The following is an 18750-nucleotide window of genomic DNA, read 5'->3' on the forward strand; positions in this document are numbered from 1 at the left end:
TCCCGCCGATGTGGAGCTCGAAGATGTCCTGGCCGCCTACGATGATGCGGAACAACAGATCGACTCATACGCCAAGAGCCGGCGCTCCCAGCCCCGCTGATCGCACCGGCTCATCTCAGAAAGCCGTCATCGGCGTGACCCCGATACCGGCAGGGAACAAATACAGCGGCGGATCCTAGTCCGTTCCACCGTGTCTAGAGCCGATTGCCCGTCTGTTTCAGCGCTTTCGAGACCATTCTTACCGATGCCTCTGACGGTATTCTCCGCGTGCCCCGCTTGGGGCGCACACTCTGGGTCCGCCAAGGACAAACGGCAGCAGTCATTTGGTTAGCTGCTCATGTCAGCTGGAGGTTCCGGAGATTGACTTCGGGCGTGCGGGATCGATGACGGAATTCGGGTCGAAGAACTCGCGCAGCGTATCGGATGTTCCCTTGACTGCGTGCTTGAGCGAAATCCCGTCCACATTGATCCGGGCCTCGCGGAGATAATTCGGTCCGGCCTGGCCCCACGCCGGGACGGAAGCATCGACGTTGAAGTAAGAATTGAATCCTTGGCCTTTGAGGTACTGGAACTTGTCGTTACCGTATTCCTCGATGCCGCAAATGTCTGCTCCAAAGGGGTAGACGAGCATATCGGTTTTGCCTACGAGCGGTGCGACCTCGGCTTGCCACTTCTCGTTGTCCTCCTGGATGTGCGACAGAGGAGATTTGGTGAAGTTGATGTGCCCCCATGAGTGGCTTGCGAATTCCCAACCGTTTTTTTTGATGGCATCCGCGACCGATTTCGCGATCTTCTTGTCCCTTTCTATGTTCTTGTTCTCGTCTTTGTAGGAGATATCAGAGGTCCGGTAACCGAGTACACCGTTGTAACCGGTGATCGCGATGACGCCCTTCGCACCGTCGTGAGAGAAGTCGGGGTGTTCTTCGAGGAATTCCTCGACGATCGGCAGATGATCGTAGGCGCCGACCTTTTTGTTCCCGTCAGCATCACGGTATTCGTTGAGGACTTTCCCGCCCTGAACGATCAGTCGGTCAGCGAATCCGTCGCCGTCCATGTATTCGTAGTAGGAGAGATCATCGAAGGACAGGACCAGAGGTTTTTTGTCTTCCGGAAGGTCCAAGGGTTTGAGTTCTACTTCGCCACCGGGACGGGCCCCGTAAAGCTGGTGCGGACTGACCAGGACGTAATTGCGGTCGTAGACCTGTTGGATGATCTTCCTGAATTCATTGACCGTGACCATGTAATCCAGGTAGCCGTTTGCCTCATCGTCGCCGTCAAATGCTCGTTTCGGATCCACGACCAGCGAGTGGAAGAACAAGTGCGAAACCTCGGTGTTGTCCTTCCACGTGACTTTGCGTTCGGTCGGTGTGGCCGAAGGGGAAGTCGACGCGGGGGTCGATGGTGTGGAGGAGTCGGTCGCAGGCTCGGTGCCCTGGGAGCTGCAGGCGTTGAGCAAGGCAGTCCCTACCAGAGTCGATGAAGAAATAATTGCGGTCCGGCGGGTGATCTTCACGAGGAGCTCCAGATGCGCGTTTTGAGGGGATTGACGGAAGCATCACCAGGTTTTCACAGGAAGTGAAGATTTTGACCGAAGGTGTCCCGGGGCATGCCGAGTCGATCGAATCCGGGGTGGCCACCGGGTTATGACAGACGGACGGGAATCGGCGCCACTGATCCCCGCAGCTGACGGGGTCCGTGGTCTCAGGACAGCGACGAGGAGTCTGCGCGCTCCAGGGTCGACATGAGTCGCCGTCGCAGGATTATTGAGCGCTCAGCGAACTCTCTCTGGAGTGTCGCATATTGTTTCTTTCCTCGTGCGGTTTCAACCGGAATGGGCTCGTACCCCCATGATTTCAGATCGTAGGGTGCTGCTCTCATGTCCATTTCACGGACCTGCCAGGCGAGGTCGAAGCAATCCATGAGGAGAGCGGAGTCCACGAGGGGGAGCAGTTTGTAAGCCCACTTGTACACGTCCATGTTGGCGTGCAGGCACCCCGGCTGTTCCAGGGATCGCTGTTGCGCGCGTGTCGGCTGGATTTCATTGCGTGGTACGGCTTGCGGCTGGAAAAACCGAAATGCGTCGAAGTGGGTGCAGTGGATGCGATGGGTTTCCACCACGGAATCGGTGCCGTCCGCGCCCAGGCGAAGATTCAGGTACTCGTGGCGGATATCGTTTTCTTCTGAGCGATAGGCCATGGCCCATTCATGCATGCCGAAGCATCCGAAATTTCCGGGTTTGGCTACCGTACGGGAGAGAATTTCCTGAGTGAATTCAACCGCCGCGGAGCGAGCTTCCAAGAATGCCTCGACGTCGACCGTCGCCGCCGTCGGACGCTGGATCCGCGCTTCTTCCGGGGAGAGCCCTGTTTTTTGCAGTTCTGTGATACTGGGGCGGCGGTAGAACTTCCAATCAAGACGGTCGGCGGCGTCAAGGAGTATGACCCAAGGGCCGGGATGCCAGCGAGCCAGCTGGCCCGGCTTGAGCGTGTAGTACGTGAAGAGGAAATCTTCCACGGGGTGTTTCCGGCCGTGATGACGTCGTTCGAGGAACGGCTCGGTGTAGATCGCGGCGCGTTCCCGGTGCTCCTCGGCGAGGTCGCGCCAAACCGGCCCCGTCAGGTGGACAGGGCCGGGATGCGTTGTGGTGGAAGACGTGAAACTCACCGGTTAGCGGCCGGTGCCTCCGTACACCGTGGCCTCGCCGTCGGCATCGAGGTCGAACGCGGTGTGGACGGCGCGCACGGCGTCGTCGAGCAGGTCCGCTCGGGTGATCACCGAGATGCGGATCTCTGAGGTCGAGATCATGTCGATGTTCACGCCGGCCCTGGAGAGGGCATCGAAGAAATGGAACGAGACGCCGGGGTTGGACTTCATCCCAGCTCCCACGAGGGAGAGCTTGCCGATCGCGTCGTTGTATTCGATGTCTGCGAACCCGATCTCGGCCTGGACGCCCTTGAGAACTTCGATTGCGGTATCGCCCTGATCCTGGGGGAGGGTGAAAGAAATGTCGGTGCGAGCTTCGGAACGTGTCGAGACGTTCTGCACGATCATGTCCAGGTTGATCTTGGCGTCGTTGAGGGAACCGAAGATCTTGGCGGCGTAACCGGGCACGTCTGGGACGTCGACGACGGTGACCTTCGCCTGGGTTCGATCATGGGCCACACCGGAGATGAGGGGCTGTTCCAAGGGGATCTCCTTAGTCAGGTCGGGGGCGTCTGCATCCGATTCGGTGGGTATGACCCACGTGCCTTCTAGGTCGCTGAACGAGGAGCGGACGTGCAGTTTTATTTTGAATCGGCGAGCGTACTCGACGCAACGCAGGTGAAGGATTTTGGCTCCGTTGGCGGCCATTTCGAGCATCTCTTCGCTGGAGACCCCGTTGAGCTTATGCGCGGTCGATACAATTCGTGGATCCGCGGTGAAGACTCCGTCGACATCCGAGTAGATCTCGCAATAGTCGGCCCCGAGGGCGGATGCGAGGGCGACGGCAGTGGTGTCCGAGCCTCCGCGCCCCAAGGTTGTGATGTCCCGTGTCTGGCGGTTCATGCCTTGGAACCCGGCGACGATGGCGATGTTTCCCTCCTCGAGGGAGTCCCGGATTCGGTCCGGGTGGACTTCGACGAGGCGGGCCGATCCGTGGACGCCGTCGGTGATGATTCCGGCTTGAGAGCCGGTGAACGACTGGGCTGGAGCCCCGAGCTCGTGGACGGCCATGGCCAGCACGGCCATGGAAATGCGTTCGCCGGCGGTGAGGAGCATGTCCAGTTCGCGGCTGGGGCCAGGCCTGGACGAAACTTCGTTGGCGAGGTCGAGAAGATCATCGGTCGTGTCGCCCATGGCGGAGACCACGACGACGACGTCGTTGCCTCGGTTTTTGGTTTCGACTACGCGTTGGGCGACCCGTTTGACACCTTCGGCGTCTGAAACAGACGAACCGCCGAATTTCTGAACGATAAGGCTCATGGTGTCTCCCTTGGTGATAGGAGTCTGACAAAAGTTAAGGTCTGGCGTTATGGCCGGGCGCAACCGGAAGCGGGGAACTCGGGCCGTCTATCAGACTATCCGGTGCCGTGGTCCCACGCTCAAATGAGTCGGGTATTCCACTATGTGACACATCAAGGCGCGATTGAGTACGTCGTCACGTCACATACGCGTCGCGGGTCACCTTTGAGCCGGTTCCTGAAGCGATTTCAGTCGGCCCAAGGGTTGGCGAACTTCTCTCCTCGCCGTGGCGTGGGATACCGACGGTTGGGGTCTGCTTGTTCCGCGGGGGCCTCGATTTTTCCCTCGTTGGTCTTCGGCGGTTCGTCGACGGGCTCGTCGCTGGTCACGGCGGTTTCCTCGGTGGCGTTTCCCGAAGGAGAATCCTCCGTCTCCGGAGTTTCGGGCGATGCGGTTTGACGCTGGCCCGCGGTAAGTATTCTGCGGCCTTCCATAGCGCGACCGAGCGTGATCTCGTCGGCGTATTCGAGGTCACCACCGACGGGGAGGCCGGATGCGAGCCTGGACACGGTGATGCCGATGGGCGTGAGCATGCGAGAAAGGTAGGTCGCCGTGGCCTCGCCTTCGAGGTTGGGGTCCATGGCCAGAATGATCTCCTGGACCTCCTCGTCGGCCAACCGTGTCACGAGTTCGCGAATGCGCAGTCGCTCCGGCCCGATGCCCTGCATGGGGTTAATCGAGCCTCCCAGGACGTGATAGCGACCGGTGAAGCTGCCAGTTCGTTCAATGGCGGAAACATCCTTAGGCTCTTCGACAACGCAAATGAGCGACGAATCGCGACGGGCGTCCCGACAGATCGAGCATTTCGGTGTCTCGGAGATGTTGCCGCAGATTTCGCAGAAGGAAACTTTGGCCTTGACAGTGGTGATGGCTGCGGAAAGTTTCTCCATCTCGTCCGCGGGCGAATTGAGGATGTAAAAGGCGATGCGCTGAGCGGACTTGGGCCCGACGCCGGGCAGGCGCCCAAGTTCGTCGATCAAGTCCTGAACTGCTCCTTGGTACAAGAATCCTCGCTCTTCCGGAGGGTCTCCACGACCCACCCAATGTGTTGTTGACCAGGGGAATTACCCCCGGTGATTCGGCCGTTCTTCGAGCACACGGCCACCCAGGATGGTCTCGATCGCTGCCTGTCCGAAGACTGAGGAATCCTCGATGTCTTCATCGTGAGGCGATGGAACGAAGTCGTCCCATTCGTCGTCCGGAGGCTCTGGGGCGTTCGGATCGACGGGGACGTTGCCGTTTCTGCCACGGACCATTGCGGGTTCCGACGGGCTGGCGGATCCCGCCTCAATAGCATCCGCGTGCCGTTCTCGGAACGGTGCGGACTGCTCCCCGGGTGCGTTGCCTGAGCCGTTCTGCTCAGCATGGCTCGAGGCCGGGCCTTGAGACCTGCCCGGCTGAGCCTCTTCATCATCCCGCACGGCGTGCAGATGACGTGATTTCTCTCCGCCCGGGACAGGGGGATTCTGGTTCGTGGCCGCAGTCGTTTGGGTCTCGCGCTCCGGTGCGCCGCCGTCGACTTCGGTGAGATGCGGCATACGCTGCCCCCACTTGGAGGGATGTTCGCTGGCGCTTTCCTCCGACTCGGGGCCCGAATAACGCCAACCGCACTCCCTGCCGTCGACAGCTTTTCCGGGAGCCCCGGCTTGGCGTGCGGCTACGGACCAGTCGTGCGACGACAGACGTTCTTCTGTCGCCCGTGCCGAGGGGTGTCCCCCGCGCGCTTCGGCCTCAGTGGAGTCGTCGCCGATCGCCTCAGAACCCTGGGGCCCCGCCTCCACGGGGGCGGCGATGGCTTCGCTGTCCCCGGACGACTGCGTGCCCAAAGAGTCTGTGTCCTCAGAAGGCTGACCATCGTGGTTTGTGTGCTCGTCTTCTTTGACAACGTGCAGGTGAGCAGAAGAATTCCCCGCCGGGGCGGTCGAAGATTCCGTGGGTTCCGGGCCCGCCGAGCCAGCAGTCTCCGAAGCCGATCCCTCTCGTCTGCCACCATCGGGCCGAGGGGCGTCGTCGCTGGGTATCGGAGCGACTTTCCAGCCGGTAAAGGACTCGCCCGAGGAGTCCTCGGACCATTCAGGCTCATCGGAATCTTCATCGGGGGAGCGCGGAATGCCGTGTTTCTGCCAGGCTTCTTCCCCGCCTCGACTGCCTTCCGGGATGATCGGGCCAGGACCGCCGGCCCCGGTTGACGCGGATTGTGCGATTCCCGGCGACGAAAGCGAGGAGTCGGTGGCCTCAGGGGCGGGCTGATCCTTCGACTGCGCCTGACGGGCGGCTTGATTCCATGTTTCTTCTCCAGGCCAGTCGTCCGCCTCGGTCACGGCAGTCTGCGCGTTCTGGACTGGCGTATTCTCAGGGGGCCGACCTTGAGCAACGTGGGAATTCCGGTCCCTGGCGGACGAGCCTTGGCTGCTGGGACCGCTGCCGTTGGGCTCGGAACTGCCACGACCGGGCCCGCCTCCGGGGCGACCGTCGTCGAGTGCAACGGTGCATTCAACGCCCAAGGTGTCTTTGAGCGCACCGCTCAGCGCGGAGGCAAAGCGTTCGACACGGCTCTGAATACCTGGCCCGCTCGAGGTCACATACAGTACGCCGTTTTCGAAGCGTGTTGGCCGGCATTCACGGAAAGTGGCCTGGCCGACCTTGGAGTACTTTCCGACTGCGGCCACGACGTCGGCCCAGGAACGTTCGATCATGTTCACCTGGCCTGAGTCGAGAGCGGAAGTCTCCTGCGCTGGGGCGGCTGCGGACTGCTCTCGGTCTGCCGAGGCGGGCGGGGCTTGCTCGGCCTCTTCGTTCGGAAGCGGCTGCGGCCCATTAGCGGCCTCGGCGTGGTCTTCCAGAGGCTCTTTCACGGTTTGCTCGGCCGACAATTCCGCTTCGTCCGTTGCGGGCTCGCGGTTCTTGCGAGCCAAAGACAGGGCCGCTTCGCGTGCGCTCGCGCCGGGTGCAGGGACTTCTTCGGTGGGCTCCGGGCCGTGGCTGTCAGTCTCGGCGGCAATGTGTTGGGCCGGGGTTTCCGGTGTGGTGGCCGCCGCCGGGTCCGATTGCAGCGGCGCCTGCACGGCCCCGACGGAACCGAAGTTGATGCGACGCTCAAGTCGATCCACTCGCGCGTTGACGCCACGTGACGTGTCGTCCGCAGTAGGCAGGAGGATTCTGGCGCAGAGAAGTTCGAGGTGCAGCTGAGGGCTGGTGGCCCCGGTCATTTCCGTCAGAGCGGTATTGGCTATATCGGCCGCCCGGGACAGCTCCGACGCGCCCAACTGAGTGGCCTGTCCGCGCATCCGATCGATCTGATCCTCGGGCATACCGTGCAAAATCTGTGCCGCGGATTCGGGAACGGCTTTGACGATGATCAGGTCCCGGAAACGCTCGAGGAGGTCTTCGACGAAACGACGTGGATCCTGGCCGGTCTGAACAACGCGGTCCACGGCATGGAATACGGCGGGGGAGTCTCCGGCCGCAAATGCATCCACGACCCCGTCGAGCAATTCGGCGTGTGTGAAACCGAGAAGGGCGACGGCGAGGTCGTATGTGATTCCGCCTTCGGAAGCTCCGGCCATGAGCTGATCGAGTACCGACAGCGAATCCCGGACGGAACCGCCACCGGCTCGCACGACTAAGGGCAAAACCCCTTGTTCGACCTGGATGCTTTCCTTGTCGCACAGGTGGTTGAGATAGCCCCGCAGGACTTCGGGAGCCACCAGGCGGAACGGGTAGTGGTGCGTGCGTGACCGAATGGTTCCGAGGACCTTATTCGGTTCGGTGGTCGCAAAGATGAATTTGATGTGCTCGGGGGGCTCTTCGACGATCTTGAGCAGAGCGTTGAAACCCTCTCGAGTGACCATGTGGGCCTCGTCGATGATGAAGATCTTGTAGCGATCTCGAACAGGAGCGAACGTTGCGCGCTCGCGAAGGTCGCGCGCGTGGTCGACGCCGCCGTGCGATGCGGCATCCATCTCGATGACGTCCAGCGACCCCGCGCCATCACGAGCGAGTTCGATGCAGGACGCGCATTGGCCACACGGATGTGCGGTAGGACCTTCGGCGCAGTTGAGGCAGCGGGCGAGGATCCGCGCGGAGGTGGTTTTTCCGCATCCGCGCGGGCCGGAGAAGAGATAAGCGTGATTCACGCGATTCTTCTGCAACGCTGTCATGAGGGGGTTGGTCACGTGCTCTTGCCCGATGACATCTTCGAACGTCTCGGGTCGATAACGGCGGTACAGGGCTGTGCTCACATAGGAAACCCTACTGGTTCCGACTGACAGTTTAAGCAGTGGGGCAGGACCTGTGGACAGAACCGCTCGACGTACGCTGCGGCAACCCTTGAGCGAGACGGGATATGCCGGGGTCATAGGGCTTTAACGTTGAAGACCCCTCGCGCACCCGTCAGAGCCCGAATACCCTTGCTACCTTCCGGTCCTGGGGGAGTTTTTCAAGATGACGCCACGCGAGGGGCTTCCGATAGCTTAGCTCAGCCGCCGTTCACCTGTCACACCGACGAATCGTGTTCTGCGCCACCTTTGATTCACGCGAGTTGTCACTGTCGGTCCCGCTTGTGTAAGCTCGAATCCGTTCGCTTTCGTGAGGTTCCGGTATCACCGGGATCGAGCAACACATGGAGGATTCGCCTAGCGGCCTATGGCGCACGCCTGGAACGCGTGTTGGGTTCACGCCCTCGGGGGTTCAAATCCCCCATCCTCCGCCAGCCAAGCCCCTGGGCTTTTTGATTCGTCAGAAGCTCAGGGGCTTTTGCGTTCCGGATCTCGACACTGTTCAGGGGGTCATGGACTGTGGTGGCCTGATCACCCTGATCTCGCTGATGTGGAACCTCTCGTCGAATACCCGTGTTCCGTCGGCCATGAAACCATGCTTGGTGTAGAAGGCTTGAGCCCGCGGGTTCGGGTCCGCCACCCACAACGAGGTTTCTTCGTCGATCCTCGTCACGGCTCCATGTACCACGTTGTATGTGTAAAGGACACGGAGAACAGCGTCGCTGCTGGGGTCGTTGTCTCTCGGCACCCGCCATCGCTACGCCTGCGATGCGGCCTTCGAGCTCGGCGACCGAAATCCTGTCCTCGCGCCATCGATCCTCCATGAGAGAGGCTTTCCACATCTCAAGACGACGATCCGGCAGATCCGGGGCATCGAGGATTTCATTGGGCATCAACCCACGATAGGTTTCCCGCCAAGATCCGATATGCACTTGGGCTATTCCGGGTGCATCTCGCACGATCGCGGGGCACACGGTAATGGTCATGCAGCAATTTTGTGGTTTTGCTGCCCGACCTATAGTCGGACCATGATTGAAACTTCCCGGCTCAGGTTGCGGCTGCCTCGCACGGAAGACGTTGAAGACGTGCTGTCTTACCGCTCTCGACCCGATGTGGCACGGTACCTTCGCGGGGGAATCTGGACGCGCCAGAAAACGCGAAGGGAGATTGCGGTGTATTCATCCGCCGATTTTATGGAGTCGGGAGATGAACTGGTCCTTTTGGTCGAACTGCGGAGTCCAGCCGTCGTCGTGGGCGAGGTCGGTCTGGTCCGTGGGAAGGATCCCCGGGAGGCTGAGCTCGGATTCGTGTTCAACCCAGATTTCGGGTCACAGGGATATGCGACCGAGGCGGTTGGTGGTGTCCTGGCCGAAGCGCGCCAGCGGTGGGGGCTCGATCACGTCATCGCCGTTGCCGACGAGGCGAACTCGGCATCCCGTTCACTGTGCGAGCGCATAGGCATGCACCTGGAGTCTATCGCCATGAGCCAAGATGGCCGGCGGGTCAGCGAGTGCACGTACTCCTTGGGACTGTCAGACTACGAGAAATACTCACACCGAAGCAAAAATTTGAAGTGATTTTAATCACCGGTGTCGCGATTGTTCGACGAGGGGTGATCGGCCCGGAGCTGTCGCCCCACTTGGGCCTGGGCCACTTGAATAGCCCCGGACGATCAGTATGCCACCGTCGGAAGGCCTGGTTACGGACGTACCCGGGGGCCGGTATCCTCTGAAGACACGTCGTGCATTGACAACAGCTCGGGCCACACGCGACGCGGCGGCATTGCGCCGGCCCTTTCATCTTCGGCCACAAGCCGGGGAGGCCTCCGGGGAGGTGTCCCTCCAATTCCCTTCCGGCATTCGTCTCAATGTCGAGCAACGAAGCCGACTTTCGCGGAGGCCGGGTGGGGCTGCGTCGTATATCTTGGCCCGACGCCGCCCCCCTTCGCTGTCCGGAATACGAAGGTTCACTCCAGGGCCCGACCCCTCAGCTCGGGGAGGACGAGCGCGGCGACCGCGGCGGCCAGGAAGGCGGACGCGAAGACCCCGAAGAGGGCCAGGGGTCCACCGAAGAGGAGGATCGGGGGAGCGATGAGTGGAGCAATGATGGAAGCGATGCGTCCGAATCCCGCAGCGGCTCCGGTCCCTGTGCCGCGGATGGCCGTGGGGTACAGCTCAGGACCGATGGCATACAAGGCGCCCCATGCCCCCAGATTGAAGAAGGATAGGAGGCATCCCGTGAGGATGATGGACCAGTCGCTGGTCGAGACGCCGAAGAGGGCCGCGGCGCCCGCGGATCCCATCAGGAAAGTTGAAAGGGTTGAGCGCCGACCCCATCTCTCGATCAGGAACGCCGACAACGCATAGCCGGGGATCTGGGCGAGGGTCATGATCAGCGTGAAACTGAAAGACTTGACCAGTGTGAATCCCTGGGCGTGGAGAAGCGACGGAATCCAAATGAAGGCTCCGTAATAGGACAGGTTGATGCAGAACCAAATAACCCAGAAGGCCAGGGTTCTCCGACGCAGGCGTGGTGACCAGATCGACTCCGCTCCTGAGGACTTGCCCGTTTTTGTGCTCCTGACCGGTTGAGGGGAGTGCTCCGGATCCGAGTGCCGGTCCTGTCCTGACGCTGTCTCAAAAGAACGGACGATTCTCTCGGCCTCTTGGTGTCGGCCCCTGGATTCCAAAAATCGCACGGACTCGGGGAATCCGAAGCGAACCGCCAATGCATAGAGCGCCGGGATGCATCCTAGGGCGAGGGCCCACCTCCATCCGTCGGGCGACGTCGTGACGACGAATGTTCCGATCAACGCCGCGGCAATCCAGCCGATGGCCCAAAAAGCCTCGAGAATCACGACCATCCGGCCGCGGATCGAGCGCGGGGAGAATTCGGATACGAGCGTCGAGGCGACCGGCAACTCGGCGCCAAGACCCAAACCCACGACAAATCGCAAGGCCAATAACATGCCCAATCCGGCCGAAAGGGCTGATGCCCCTGTGGCCAGGCCGTAGACCAACAGTGTCAGGGCGAAGACCTTGCGTCTGCCGAATTTGTCGGCCAGCAGGCCCCCGAGTGCGGCCCCGAGCGCCATGCCGACAAATCCGATGGAACCCAGCCACGACGTCTCCGTGGCGCTCAACCCCCAATGCGTCGCGAGTGCGGCCATGATGAAGGAAATGAGCCCGACGTCCATGGCGTCGAGAGCCCAACCGATTCCTGATCCGCCAAGCAGGCGCAGGTGCTTTTGCGACAACGGCAAATGGTCGAGCCGTTCGGCACGGGAGGCAGTGACTGAGGTGACAGCGGTCATGGCGTACTTTCAAGGCCAGGGGCACCTGGGCCCACGAGTTTTTGTCAATCGTACCTTAAGTAAAATGCTGCATGACCTGCGGACATATCGGGGCCGACGCCGACTTCGCCCGAACCTTGACCGTGTCGAGCTACTGTCCCTCGGGTGCTTCCAGATTGATCATCCAACGAATGCCGAATTGATCCGTGAAGGACCCGAATACGTCACCCCAGGGGGCTTTTTCCAGGGGCATCGTGACTTCTCCGTCCTGGGAAAGGCCTTCGAACCAGCCTCGAGCGGCATTCTCGTCTTCCGAGGCGCTGCCCAGGAGCGTCACTTCGACCTGCGGGTTACCCAAGCCAGGGGCCACCTGGTCCATGATCCCTCCATCCGAGGCGAGAATGGTGATTCCGTTTCGGGTCACCAATTGGCCGTGCATGACCAGGTCGGCGGCATCCTGGGGGACTGGGGCCTCGAAGTCCGCGAAGGTGGCGATCGTCAGTTCGCCGCCGAGGGCTTCGTGATAGAAGTTCAGGGCCGCACGGGCGTCACCGGAGAACGTCAAATAGGGATTCAGGGTCAGGGACATGGGAGCTCCTCGTCATTCTTGCGGGCCGGCCCTGCCATCGGACCGGGCTGATGCGCTCACGCTATGCACCGGATGCGCGCACGGGAAGAGCCGCCACCCACAAACCTCGCAAAAGGCGTACGTCACCTCGGGCCGTCGCGTCGGTTTCTCCACCTCACCAGCAGGACGGATGCAGGAACGGAGAGGAGGACGACGACCACGAGGATCCACGGGCTGATGCCGCCGATATAGGACATGATGAGCTCCGCGACGAGCGCTATGCCGAATACGCAGAGGCACACGAGGAATACGTCGGACATGTTTTTCACGGCTATCTCCTGACGGTGGTCGGGGTGGACTGCTGAAGACCCGAAGCTACGGACGAGGGAGCGATCTCGCACGCCCACGGAGCCAGCCTATCTTCCGGGGAACTCGCGATGCGCCTCGTCAGCAATCAGTGCAGGATTGAATGGGGGAGTATCGAATTGGATATCCACAATTTCTCCGGAGACGCTCCGGCGGGCCGCTGAATGGGTAACGTATGTGACATGGCCAATGACGAACAGCTCGAAAAAATCGTGAACGGATATAGATTCCCAGGAGAAACGATAAGCCTCGGTGTGGCGATGAGCGACGCCGGACCGCAACCGGATATTCCGGTGGACCTTCCCCTTTCCATGATGAACCGCCACGGGCTGGTGGCAGGGGCGACCGGCACCGGAAAGACCAAAACACTTCAGTCGATGGCCGAGCAACTCTCTGCGAATGGTGTCCCAGTCTTCTTGGCCGACGTCAAAGGTGATCTGTCAGGTCTGGCGGAGCCTGGCGAGTCCAGTGAAAAGCTGAAGAGCCGGAGCTCGGCTATCGGGCAGCAATGGGAAGCACAGTCTTACCCCACGGAGTTCTACTCCCTCGGCGGAGTCGGCAAGGGAATCCCGATTCGTTCCACGATCCATTCCTTCGGCCCGATCCTGCTCTCGCGCGTGATGGACCTCAACGAAACCCAGGAATCCAGCCTTCAGCTGATCTTTCATTACGCGGACCAACACGAACTCGAGCTATACAACCTTGCCGACCTCCGGGCAGTGATTCAATTCCTGACCTCTGACGAGGGAAAGCAGGCCCTCGGAGAGCTGGGAGGATTATCCAAGGCAACGGCAGGCGTGATCCTCCGGAAGATCGTGGGCCTTGAGTCCGACGGCATGGACAAGTTCTTCGGCGAACCTCAATTCGATACGGAAGAGCTGCTCCGCACGGCTCAGGACGGCCGAGGGATCATCTCGGCGCTCGAATTGGTCAACCTGCAATCCAAGCCTCAGCTTTTCTCCACGTTCCTCATGTGGTTGCTGGCGGACCTCTTCGAACACCTGCCGGAAGTAGGCGACGTCGACAAACCGAAGCTCGTGTTCTTTCTCGATGAGGCCCATCTGCTGTTCAACGGAGCCTCCAAGGCGTTCCTCGAATCCATCACTCAGACCGTGCGGCTCATCCGCTCCAAAGGCGTCGGCCTTTTCTTCATCACACAGACGCCGAAGGACGTTCCGGGAGACGTCCTGGGGCAGCTGGCCAACAGGGTTCAGCATGCGTTGCGCGCATTCACTCCGGAAGATGCCAAGGCACTCAAAGCAACGGTCTCGACTTTCCCCAAGTCTGCCTACGATCTCGAGTCGCTGCTGACTTCTGCAGGAATCGGTGAGGCGATCGTGACGGTCATGACCGATACGGGAGCGCCTTCGCCCGTCGCGTGGACGCGTATGTACGCGCCGCAGTCGCGAATGGCGCCCGCCTCACCGGAAAAAATGGATGACGTGGTGCACAACAGCGAGCTCGCCCCCAAGTACTCCACGGTCGTCGACTCCTATTCCGCCTTCGAGAAACTCAATGAGAAGGACCAATCGGCGGAGCTGCAGGAGAAGGAACCGGACGCGGGAAAAGCCGATCAGTCCGACCGCGCACAGTCCACGAAAGAGCCACAGCAGGACGAGGACCGCGATCGTCGCAAACGCAACGACGCCATCATGCGGGTCGGCACGAATGTTGCTTCCCAGGTCGGGCGCGAGCTCGTTCGGGGGCTGTTCGGGACCTCGCGCCGAGGCGGCAGGCGCCGCGGAGGCGGGCTGTTCGGCTAGGGCACTCTTAAGGATGGCGCCGCCTCTAGCGCACGAAAAACGGCCCCCGGTTTTGAAACCGGGGGCCGTTTCTCGTCAATCACTCGCACCTATAAGGTAGTCCCTAATATAGGGATCCGAACTGAACGTGAACTGCTAAGAGCCTTGTCGCAGGCAGGCAAAACTCTGCCAGAGACCTCAGAACGGGCCCGCAAGCAGCGCTATCGCTGCTCTGCAAGCCATTCGTCGAGGGCTGGCGCGAGAAGGTCCGAGCCTGCCGGGGCCAGCAGCTTCCCGTCTCCCAAGCCTGGAAGCGGTGGTTCCTCAACCTTCACCGGTCGGTTGTCACCACGGTGACGCAGTACGGCTTCCGTGAGCTCAGGGAGGCGAAGCGTGTCAGGACCGCAGACCGTGACCACGCCGTCGCCATGTTCTCCGAGTGCCGCTCGGACCAAGTATCGGGCCACACTGCGAGCCGCCGCGGGCTGGATGTACCAGTTTTGGGCCATCACCGCGTCTTCCTCCTCGACAACGGCCGCCGGATTGAGCGCGAATTCGAACCACTGGGAGCTTCTCACGATCGTGTGCACCAGACCGGATTCAACGACAGCCTTTTCCTGCCGGGCGCGGGCGTCGTAGAACGGAAACTGTCGCAGTCCGTCATCCTGAACGCCATTGATCGACAGCATCACGAGGCGCCCCACGCCAGTGGACCGGCATGCCTCGATCAGATTCCGTGCTGCAGTCAGGACGGGGGTTACCGGGTCCTGCGTCGTCGGGTCCCCTACTTGAGACGCGTCAATCACCGCGGTGACCCCATCGAGCTTCCCTTCGAGTCCCCCTGCCGACAGCAGATCGACGCCGTGGGACCGGCTCAGTGGGACAACGCCCACACCATTGTCCTCGGCTGCTTCCACGATGAGCCGTCCGATGGATCCCGTGGCTCCTGCTACTGCGATCCGGGTCATGACCTCTTCCTCCCTTTTCCGAGATGAATCAACTTTTAGCCTAGTCCGGACCTTGTTTCGGAAGCCGATGCACCGTGCCGGTGTTCGAATTCAAGACGTGAGACGGGCCGAGGGCCGCCTCGAGGATTCGAGGCAACACAGAGTAACCTGACACCTGAGCCCGAAGGCGGACACGCCTTCCCTGACCGACCAATCGATCGCACAAAGGAACCACGCCGCACATGGCACAGAAAGCGCCGCACAAGAGCCGGAACGGGGTCGTCATCGTCATCGCAGCGATGATGCTTTTCTCCATGTTTTTCGGGGCAGGTAACCTCATTATTCCTCCCATCACGGGGGTCGAATCCGGAGAGAACTTCTTGCCCGCAATCCTGGGATTCATCAGTACGGGGGTCTTGCTCCCCGTGCTCGCGGTGCTCGCCGTGGCCATCACCGGCAATGACGTCCAGGACCTCGCGCGACGAGGAGGACGAATCTTCGGGTTGGTCTTCCCGATTCTGGCGTATCTGTCCATCGGGGCGTTCTACGCCTTGCCCAGGACCGCGACCGTAAGCTTCTCTTCGGCGGCAACTCCGATATTCGGATGGCATTCCACGTGGGCCGCCGCTGGATTCTCCGCGGCGTTCTTCATCGTCGCGTTCCTGATGTCACTGAATCCCAACGGTTTGGCGGACAAACTCGGCAAGTACCTCACCCCGGCGCTGTTGCTCCTGCTGGTCCTGTTGATCGTCCTGGGTATTTTCACGATCGATCACCAGACCGGATCCGCCGTGGACGACTACGCGTCACATCCCGCGGCCACAGGCTTCGTCAATGGGTATCTGACCATGGACTCGATTGCAGCCCTTGCGTTCGGCATTCTCGTGGTCTCCGCTCTGCGGTACAAAGGCTTGCCGACCGGCCCAAAGTTGGTGCGCGGTGTCGGACTCTCCGCGATCGTGGCCGGCATCTTCCTTGCGGTGATCTATTTGGGTCTCGGATACATCGGTAATTTCATTCCTCATGGAGCAGAATATTCCGACGGTGCCGCGCTTCTTGCCGCTGCGGCCAACCAGACCATGGGGATGCCGGGAGGGATCGTTTTCGGGCTGATCGTGGTGCTCGCGTGCTTGTCGACGGCGGTCGGCCTTCTGGGGGCAACCTCCGAATTCTTCAACAAGCTCGTTCCCAGCGTGTCCTACCGGGTTTGGCTCGTCATCTTCTGCCTCATCTCTTTTGCAGTATCGACCACCGGGATCGAGACGGTCTTGGCAATTGCCGCCCCGATCGTTGGGTTCTTGTACCCTCCGGCCATCACTTTGATCCTGTTGACCTTGATCGAGCCGTTGATCCGGCGCCGTCTCCAGTGGACGTTCGTCTTCGCACTGACCATCGCCAGCATCTGGGCTGCACTCATGACCTTGGAATCCCTCAATGTGGGCGCCTCGATCATCTCGCCGCTGATCGGGTGGTCCCCAGGACACTCGCAGGACCTCGGCTGGTTCGTGCCGACCTTCGTGGCGGCGATTGTCGGCGTGATAGTGGATCTGACCGGTGGGGCGAAGAAGGGTGTGCCGCTGGGCGGCGAATCCGTCGCCGACGCCGAGGTACGTACCGGAGCCATCTCGTAGTTCAGAGCGGGTACCGCGCAGCTTCATCGTGCCGTGGCCGCATCGTCGCCGACGGCACTCGATGGGCCCTCCGGTGATCGGGTCTCAACGATTAAGAAGAGCGGCCCCCGGAACAAATCCGGGGGCCGCTCTCCGTCAATCACTCGCACCTTTGAGGTACTTTCGACTCTAGAGTTCGAGACTGTGCTCCAGCTGTGGAACAAGTCTTAAAGAACTCGGAGTCAGGGCAGAAAAGCCTTAGTTGGCTTGGGCGGACGTGTAATCCGCGCGCATCTGGCGCTTGTTGAGCTTGCCCACCGACGTGCGGGGAAGCTGTGAGGAAACGATGACTTGTTCCGGCAGCTGCCACTTGGCGAACCTCTGGGACAACAGATCGATGACGCTGTCTTCCGTGACGGTCTGTCCCTCCTTGGGAACCACGTAAGCCACGGGTCGCTCCTGCCACTTGGGGTCAGGAACTCCGATCACCGCGGCTTCCGCGACCCTCGGATTGTCCAGAATCGAATTCTCCATATCGATGGAAGAAATCCATTCGCCACCTGACTTGATCACGTCTTTGAGTCGGTCGGTCAACTTGAGATACCCGTTTTCGTTGATGACACCGACGTCTCCAGAACGCCACCAACCGTCCTCGAAGTTGTCCGCCGAATCCGGGCGGTTGTAGTACGACGTCGCAATCCAAGGCCCCCGGATCAACAGCTCCCCGGCCGATTCTCCGTCGTGCGGCTGGGGCTGACCGTCGAGGGCCTCGATCTTGATCTCGACGCCCAGCATCGGCACACCCTGATAACGCCTGATGTCCCATCCGTCCTCGTCGGACAGGTCGGAGAGGGCCGGCGGCAGGTCCCCGTTGGTCGTGACCAACGGCGAGGTTTCGGAAGCTCCGTAGGCGTGGATGATCTCCCCGCCGGTCAGTTCCTTGAAACCTTGCATCAGTGACAGGGGAGGCTCGCTCGCGCCGCACACTATGCTCAGACCAGTCAGATCCGGGGCCTCAGGCAGCGAACGGTAGTACTCCAGCATCGGGGTGAGGATCGACGGGGCGCCGTTGGCGAGTGTGACGTTCTCATCGTTGAGGGCCTGCGCGAGAACGGCAATGTCCTGGGCCTGCCAACGTCCCGGAAGAACGATCTTGGCCGCAGCCGCGACCGCGGCCTGAGGGAAACCCCAGCACATCACGTGGAACATGGGTGTCACCAGCATTACGGTCGCGTTGTAGTCGACCGCGTGGGAAGAAACCACGGCAAGCGAGTGCAGATACATGGACCGATGCGAATAGAGGATGCCTTTGGGTCGGCCCGTGGTACCGGTCGTGTACCCGGCGTAAGCGGCCGTTTGCTCCGCGATCCATTCAAAGGGGTAGTCTTCCGGTTCATCCCTCATCAGATCTTCCAGGAAAACCGGGTTGGGCAACGTGGTTTCCACCTGATCGCTGGGCCGGTCCGACATGACGATCCACCCCTTGACGCCGGGGGCATCGCGGTGGGCCTCGGCGACGGGCAAGAGCGACTCGTCAACACAGACCCAGGACGCGCCCGAGTGCTCGATTACGTACCCCAGGTCCTCGGTGGCGAGACGCAGATTGAGCTGCAGCATGGTGGCGGCCAACCCGGGAACCGCGAAGTAGAGCTCGAAATGACGCTGGGAATTCCAGTCGAGCACCCCGACCATGTCTCCAGGGCCGATGCCCACACGTGAGAGTGCTCCGGCCATCTTGCCGACTCGAGCGAATTCACGACGGTAATTCGTTCTGTTCCACGATCCGTTCAAGTCCCGGTACACCACCTCATTCTCGGGGAAGGTGGTTGCGGCATAGCGCAAGAGCGAAATCATGTTGAGGGGATAATCGTCGCCTGTGGTGGCAGGGAGTCCTTCGAGCATGGGGGTCCTCGTCACTGTTGTCGTGGGCATCATTGCCGCCTGGT

At 61.1% G+C, this 18750-nt stretch carries 14 protein-coding genes, 1 tRNA gene and 1 other RNA gene; 4 read left to right on the top strand and 12 right to left on the bottom strand.

Annotated features, from left to right (window positions below; genetic code table 11):
• Positions 1 to 340 precede the first annotated feature (340 nt).
• The 6 genes from EWV35_RS00005 to ffs form a co-directional block, all read right to left on the bottom strand.
• Positions 341 to 1513: a polysaccharide deacetylase family protein gene (locus tag EWV35_RS00005; protein ID WP_129657037.1), complete on the bottom strand. Its 1173-nt coding sequence runs from the start codon at positions 1511 to 1513 to the stop codon at positions 341 to 343.
• A gap of 188 nt (positions 1514 to 1701) precedes the next feature.
• Entirely contained in the window at positions 1702 to 2664 is a 963-nt protein-coding gene (locus tag EWV35_RS00010) for a 3-methyladenine DNA glycosylase (RefSeq protein ID WP_394342421.1), read from the bottom strand.
• A gap of 3 nt (positions 2665 to 2667) precedes the next feature.
• A complete protein-coding gene (locus EWV35_RS00015) occupies positions 2668 to 3963 on the bottom strand; it encodes an aspartate kinase (protein WP_129657039.1) in 1296 nt (431 codons plus the stop codon).
• 227 nt (positions 3964 to 4190) lie between these two features.
• The gene (recR, locus tag EWV35_RS00020) at positions 4191 to 4982 is read right to left on the bottom strand and encodes a recombination mediator RecR (protein WP_394342422.1); all 792 of its coding nucleotides are present in this window, start codon (positions 4980 to 4982) and stop codon (positions 4191 to 4193) included.
• Between the two features lie 84 nt (positions 4983 to 5066).
• A complete protein-coding gene (locus EWV35_RS00025; RefSeq protein ID WP_129657041.1) occupies positions 5067 to 8243 on the bottom strand; it encodes a DNA polymerase III subunit gamma and tau in 3177 nt (1058 codons plus the stop codon).
• A gap of 128 nt (positions 8244 to 8371) precedes the next feature.
• Positions 8372 to 8468: signal recognition particle sRNA small type (gene ffs, locus EWV35_RS00030), an RNA gene on the bottom strand.
• A gap of 157 nt (positions 8469 to 8625) precedes the next feature.
• Here ffs and EWV35_RS00035 point away from each other — a divergent pair.
• Positions 8626 to 8713 (top strand) — tRNA-Ser (locus EWV35_RS00035).
• 68 nt (positions 8714 to 8781) lie between these two features.
• On the opposite strand, the gene EWV35_RS00040 is transcribed toward EWV35_RS00035, so the two are convergent.
• Positions 8782 to 8967 carry an N-acetyltransferase gene (locus EWV35_RS00040; RefSeq protein ID WP_129657043.1) on the bottom strand — a complete coding sequence of 62 codons (186 nt, stop codon included), beginning with the start codon at positions 8965 to 8967 and terminating at the stop codon, positions 8782 to 8784.
• Between the two features lie 340 nt (positions 8968 to 9307).
• On the opposite strand from EWV35_RS00040, the gene EWV35_RS00045 reads away from it, so the two are divergent.
• A complete protein-coding gene (locus tag EWV35_RS00045; RefSeq protein WP_129657045.1) occupies positions 9308 to 9856 on the top strand; it encodes a GNAT family N-acetyltransferase in 549 nt (182 codons plus the stop codon).
• 389 nt (positions 9857 to 10245) lie between these two features.
• Here EWV35_RS00045 and EWV35_RS00050 read toward each other — a convergent pair whose 3' ends face one another.
• The 3 genes from EWV35_RS00050 to EWV35_RS00060 all read right to left on the bottom strand — a co-directional run bounded on the left by EWV35_RS00050 (position 10246) and on the right by EWV35_RS00060 (position 12468).
• Complete coding sequence (locus EWV35_RS00050; RefSeq protein ID WP_129657047.1) at positions 10246 to 11592, bottom strand: MFS transporter; 1347 nt, start codon at positions 11590 to 11592, stop codon at positions 10246 to 10248.
• A gap of 130 nt (positions 11593 to 11722) precedes the next feature.
• Entirely contained in the window at positions 11723 to 12160 is a 438-nt protein-coding gene (locus tag EWV35_RS00055) for a VOC family protein (RefSeq protein ID WP_129657049.1), read from the bottom strand.
• Between the two features lie 122 nt (positions 12161 to 12282).
• On the bottom strand, positions 12283 to 12468 hold the full coding sequence (locus EWV35_RS00060) for a hypothetical protein (protein ID WP_129657051.1): 186 nt from the start codon (positions 12466 to 12468) through the stop codon (positions 12283 to 12285).
• Positions 12469 to 12687: 219 nt separating this feature from the next.
• Between EWV35_RS00060 and EWV35_RS00065 the strand changes: the two genes are divergently transcribed.
• Positions 12688 to 14268, top strand: a complete 1581-nt coding sequence (locus tag EWV35_RS00065; RefSeq protein WP_129657053.1) for a helicase HerA-like domain-containing protein — start codon at positions 12688 to 12690, stop codon at positions 14266 to 14268.
• Positions 14269 to 14468: 200 nt separating this feature from the next.
• Here the strand turns inward: EWV35_RS00065 and EWV35_RS00070 are convergent, their stop codons facing one another.
• Positions 14469 to 15215 carry an SDR family oxidoreductase gene (locus EWV35_RS00070; protein ID WP_129657055.1) on the bottom strand — a complete coding sequence of 249 codons (747 nt, stop codon included), beginning with the start codon at positions 15213 to 15215 and terminating at the stop codon, positions 14469 to 14471.
• 221 nt (positions 15216 to 15436) lie between these two features.
• On the opposite strand from EWV35_RS00070, the gene brnQ reads away from it, so the two are divergent.
• A complete protein-coding gene (gene brnQ, locus EWV35_RS00075; protein WP_129657057.1) occupies positions 15437 to 16825 on the top strand; it encodes a branched-chain amino acid transport system II carrier protein in 1389 nt (462 codons plus the stop codon).
• A 237-nt stretch (positions 16826 to 17062) separates the two neighbouring features.
• Here brnQ and EWV35_RS00080 read toward each other — a convergent pair whose 3' ends face one another.
• Positions 17063 to 18706, bottom strand: coding sequence for a long-chain-fatty-acid--CoA ligase (locus tag EWV35_RS00080; RefSeq protein ID WP_129657059.1), 1644 nt, complete (start codon positions 18704 to 18706; stop codon positions 17063 to 17065).
• Between the last annotated feature and the right edge of the window lie 44 nt (positions 18707 to 18750).

Origin of the sequence: Rothia uropygialis, from assembly GCF_004137765.1 — a bacterium.
In the GTDB taxonomy this organism is placed as follows: Bacteria; Actinomycetota; Actinomycetes; order Actinomycetales; family Micrococcaceae; genus Rothia.

What these genes read in the sequence shown, in the direction of transcription:
- EWV35_RS00015 (WP_129657039.1), bottom strand. Translation starts at nt 3,963, where the DNA reads ATGAGCCTTATCGTTCAGAAATTCGGCGGTTCGTCTGTTTCAGACGCC.
- EWV35_RS00045 (WP_129657045.1), top strand. Translation starts at nt 9,308, where the DNA reads ATGATTGAAACTTCCCGGCTCAGGTTGCGGCTGCCTCGCACGGAAGAC.
- EWV35_RS00050 (WP_129657047.1), bottom strand. Translation starts at nt 11,592, where the DNA reads ATGACCGCTGTCACCTCAGTCACTGCCTCCCGTGCCGAACGGCTCGAC.
- EWV35_RS00055 (WP_129657049.1), bottom strand. Translation starts at nt 12,160, where the DNA reads ATGTCCCTGACCCTGAATCCCTATTTGACGTTCTCCGGTGACGCCCGT.
- EWV35_RS00065 (WP_129657053.1), top strand. Translation starts at nt 12,688, where the DNA reads ATGGCCAATGACGAACAGCTCGAAAAAATCGTGAACGGATATAGATTC.
- EWV35_RS00070 (WP_129657055.1), bottom strand. Translation starts at nt 15,215, where the DNA reads ATGACCCGGATCGCAGTAGCAGGAGCCACGGGATCCATCGGACGGCTC.
- brnQ (WP_129657057.1), top strand. Translation starts at nt 15,437, where the DNA reads ATGGCACAGAAAGCGCCGCACAAGAGCCGGAACGGGGTCGTCATCGTC.
- EWV35_RS00080 (WP_129657059.1), bottom strand. Translation starts at nt 18,706, where the DNA reads ATGCTCGAAGGACTCCCTGCCACCACAGGCGACGATTATCCCCTCAAC.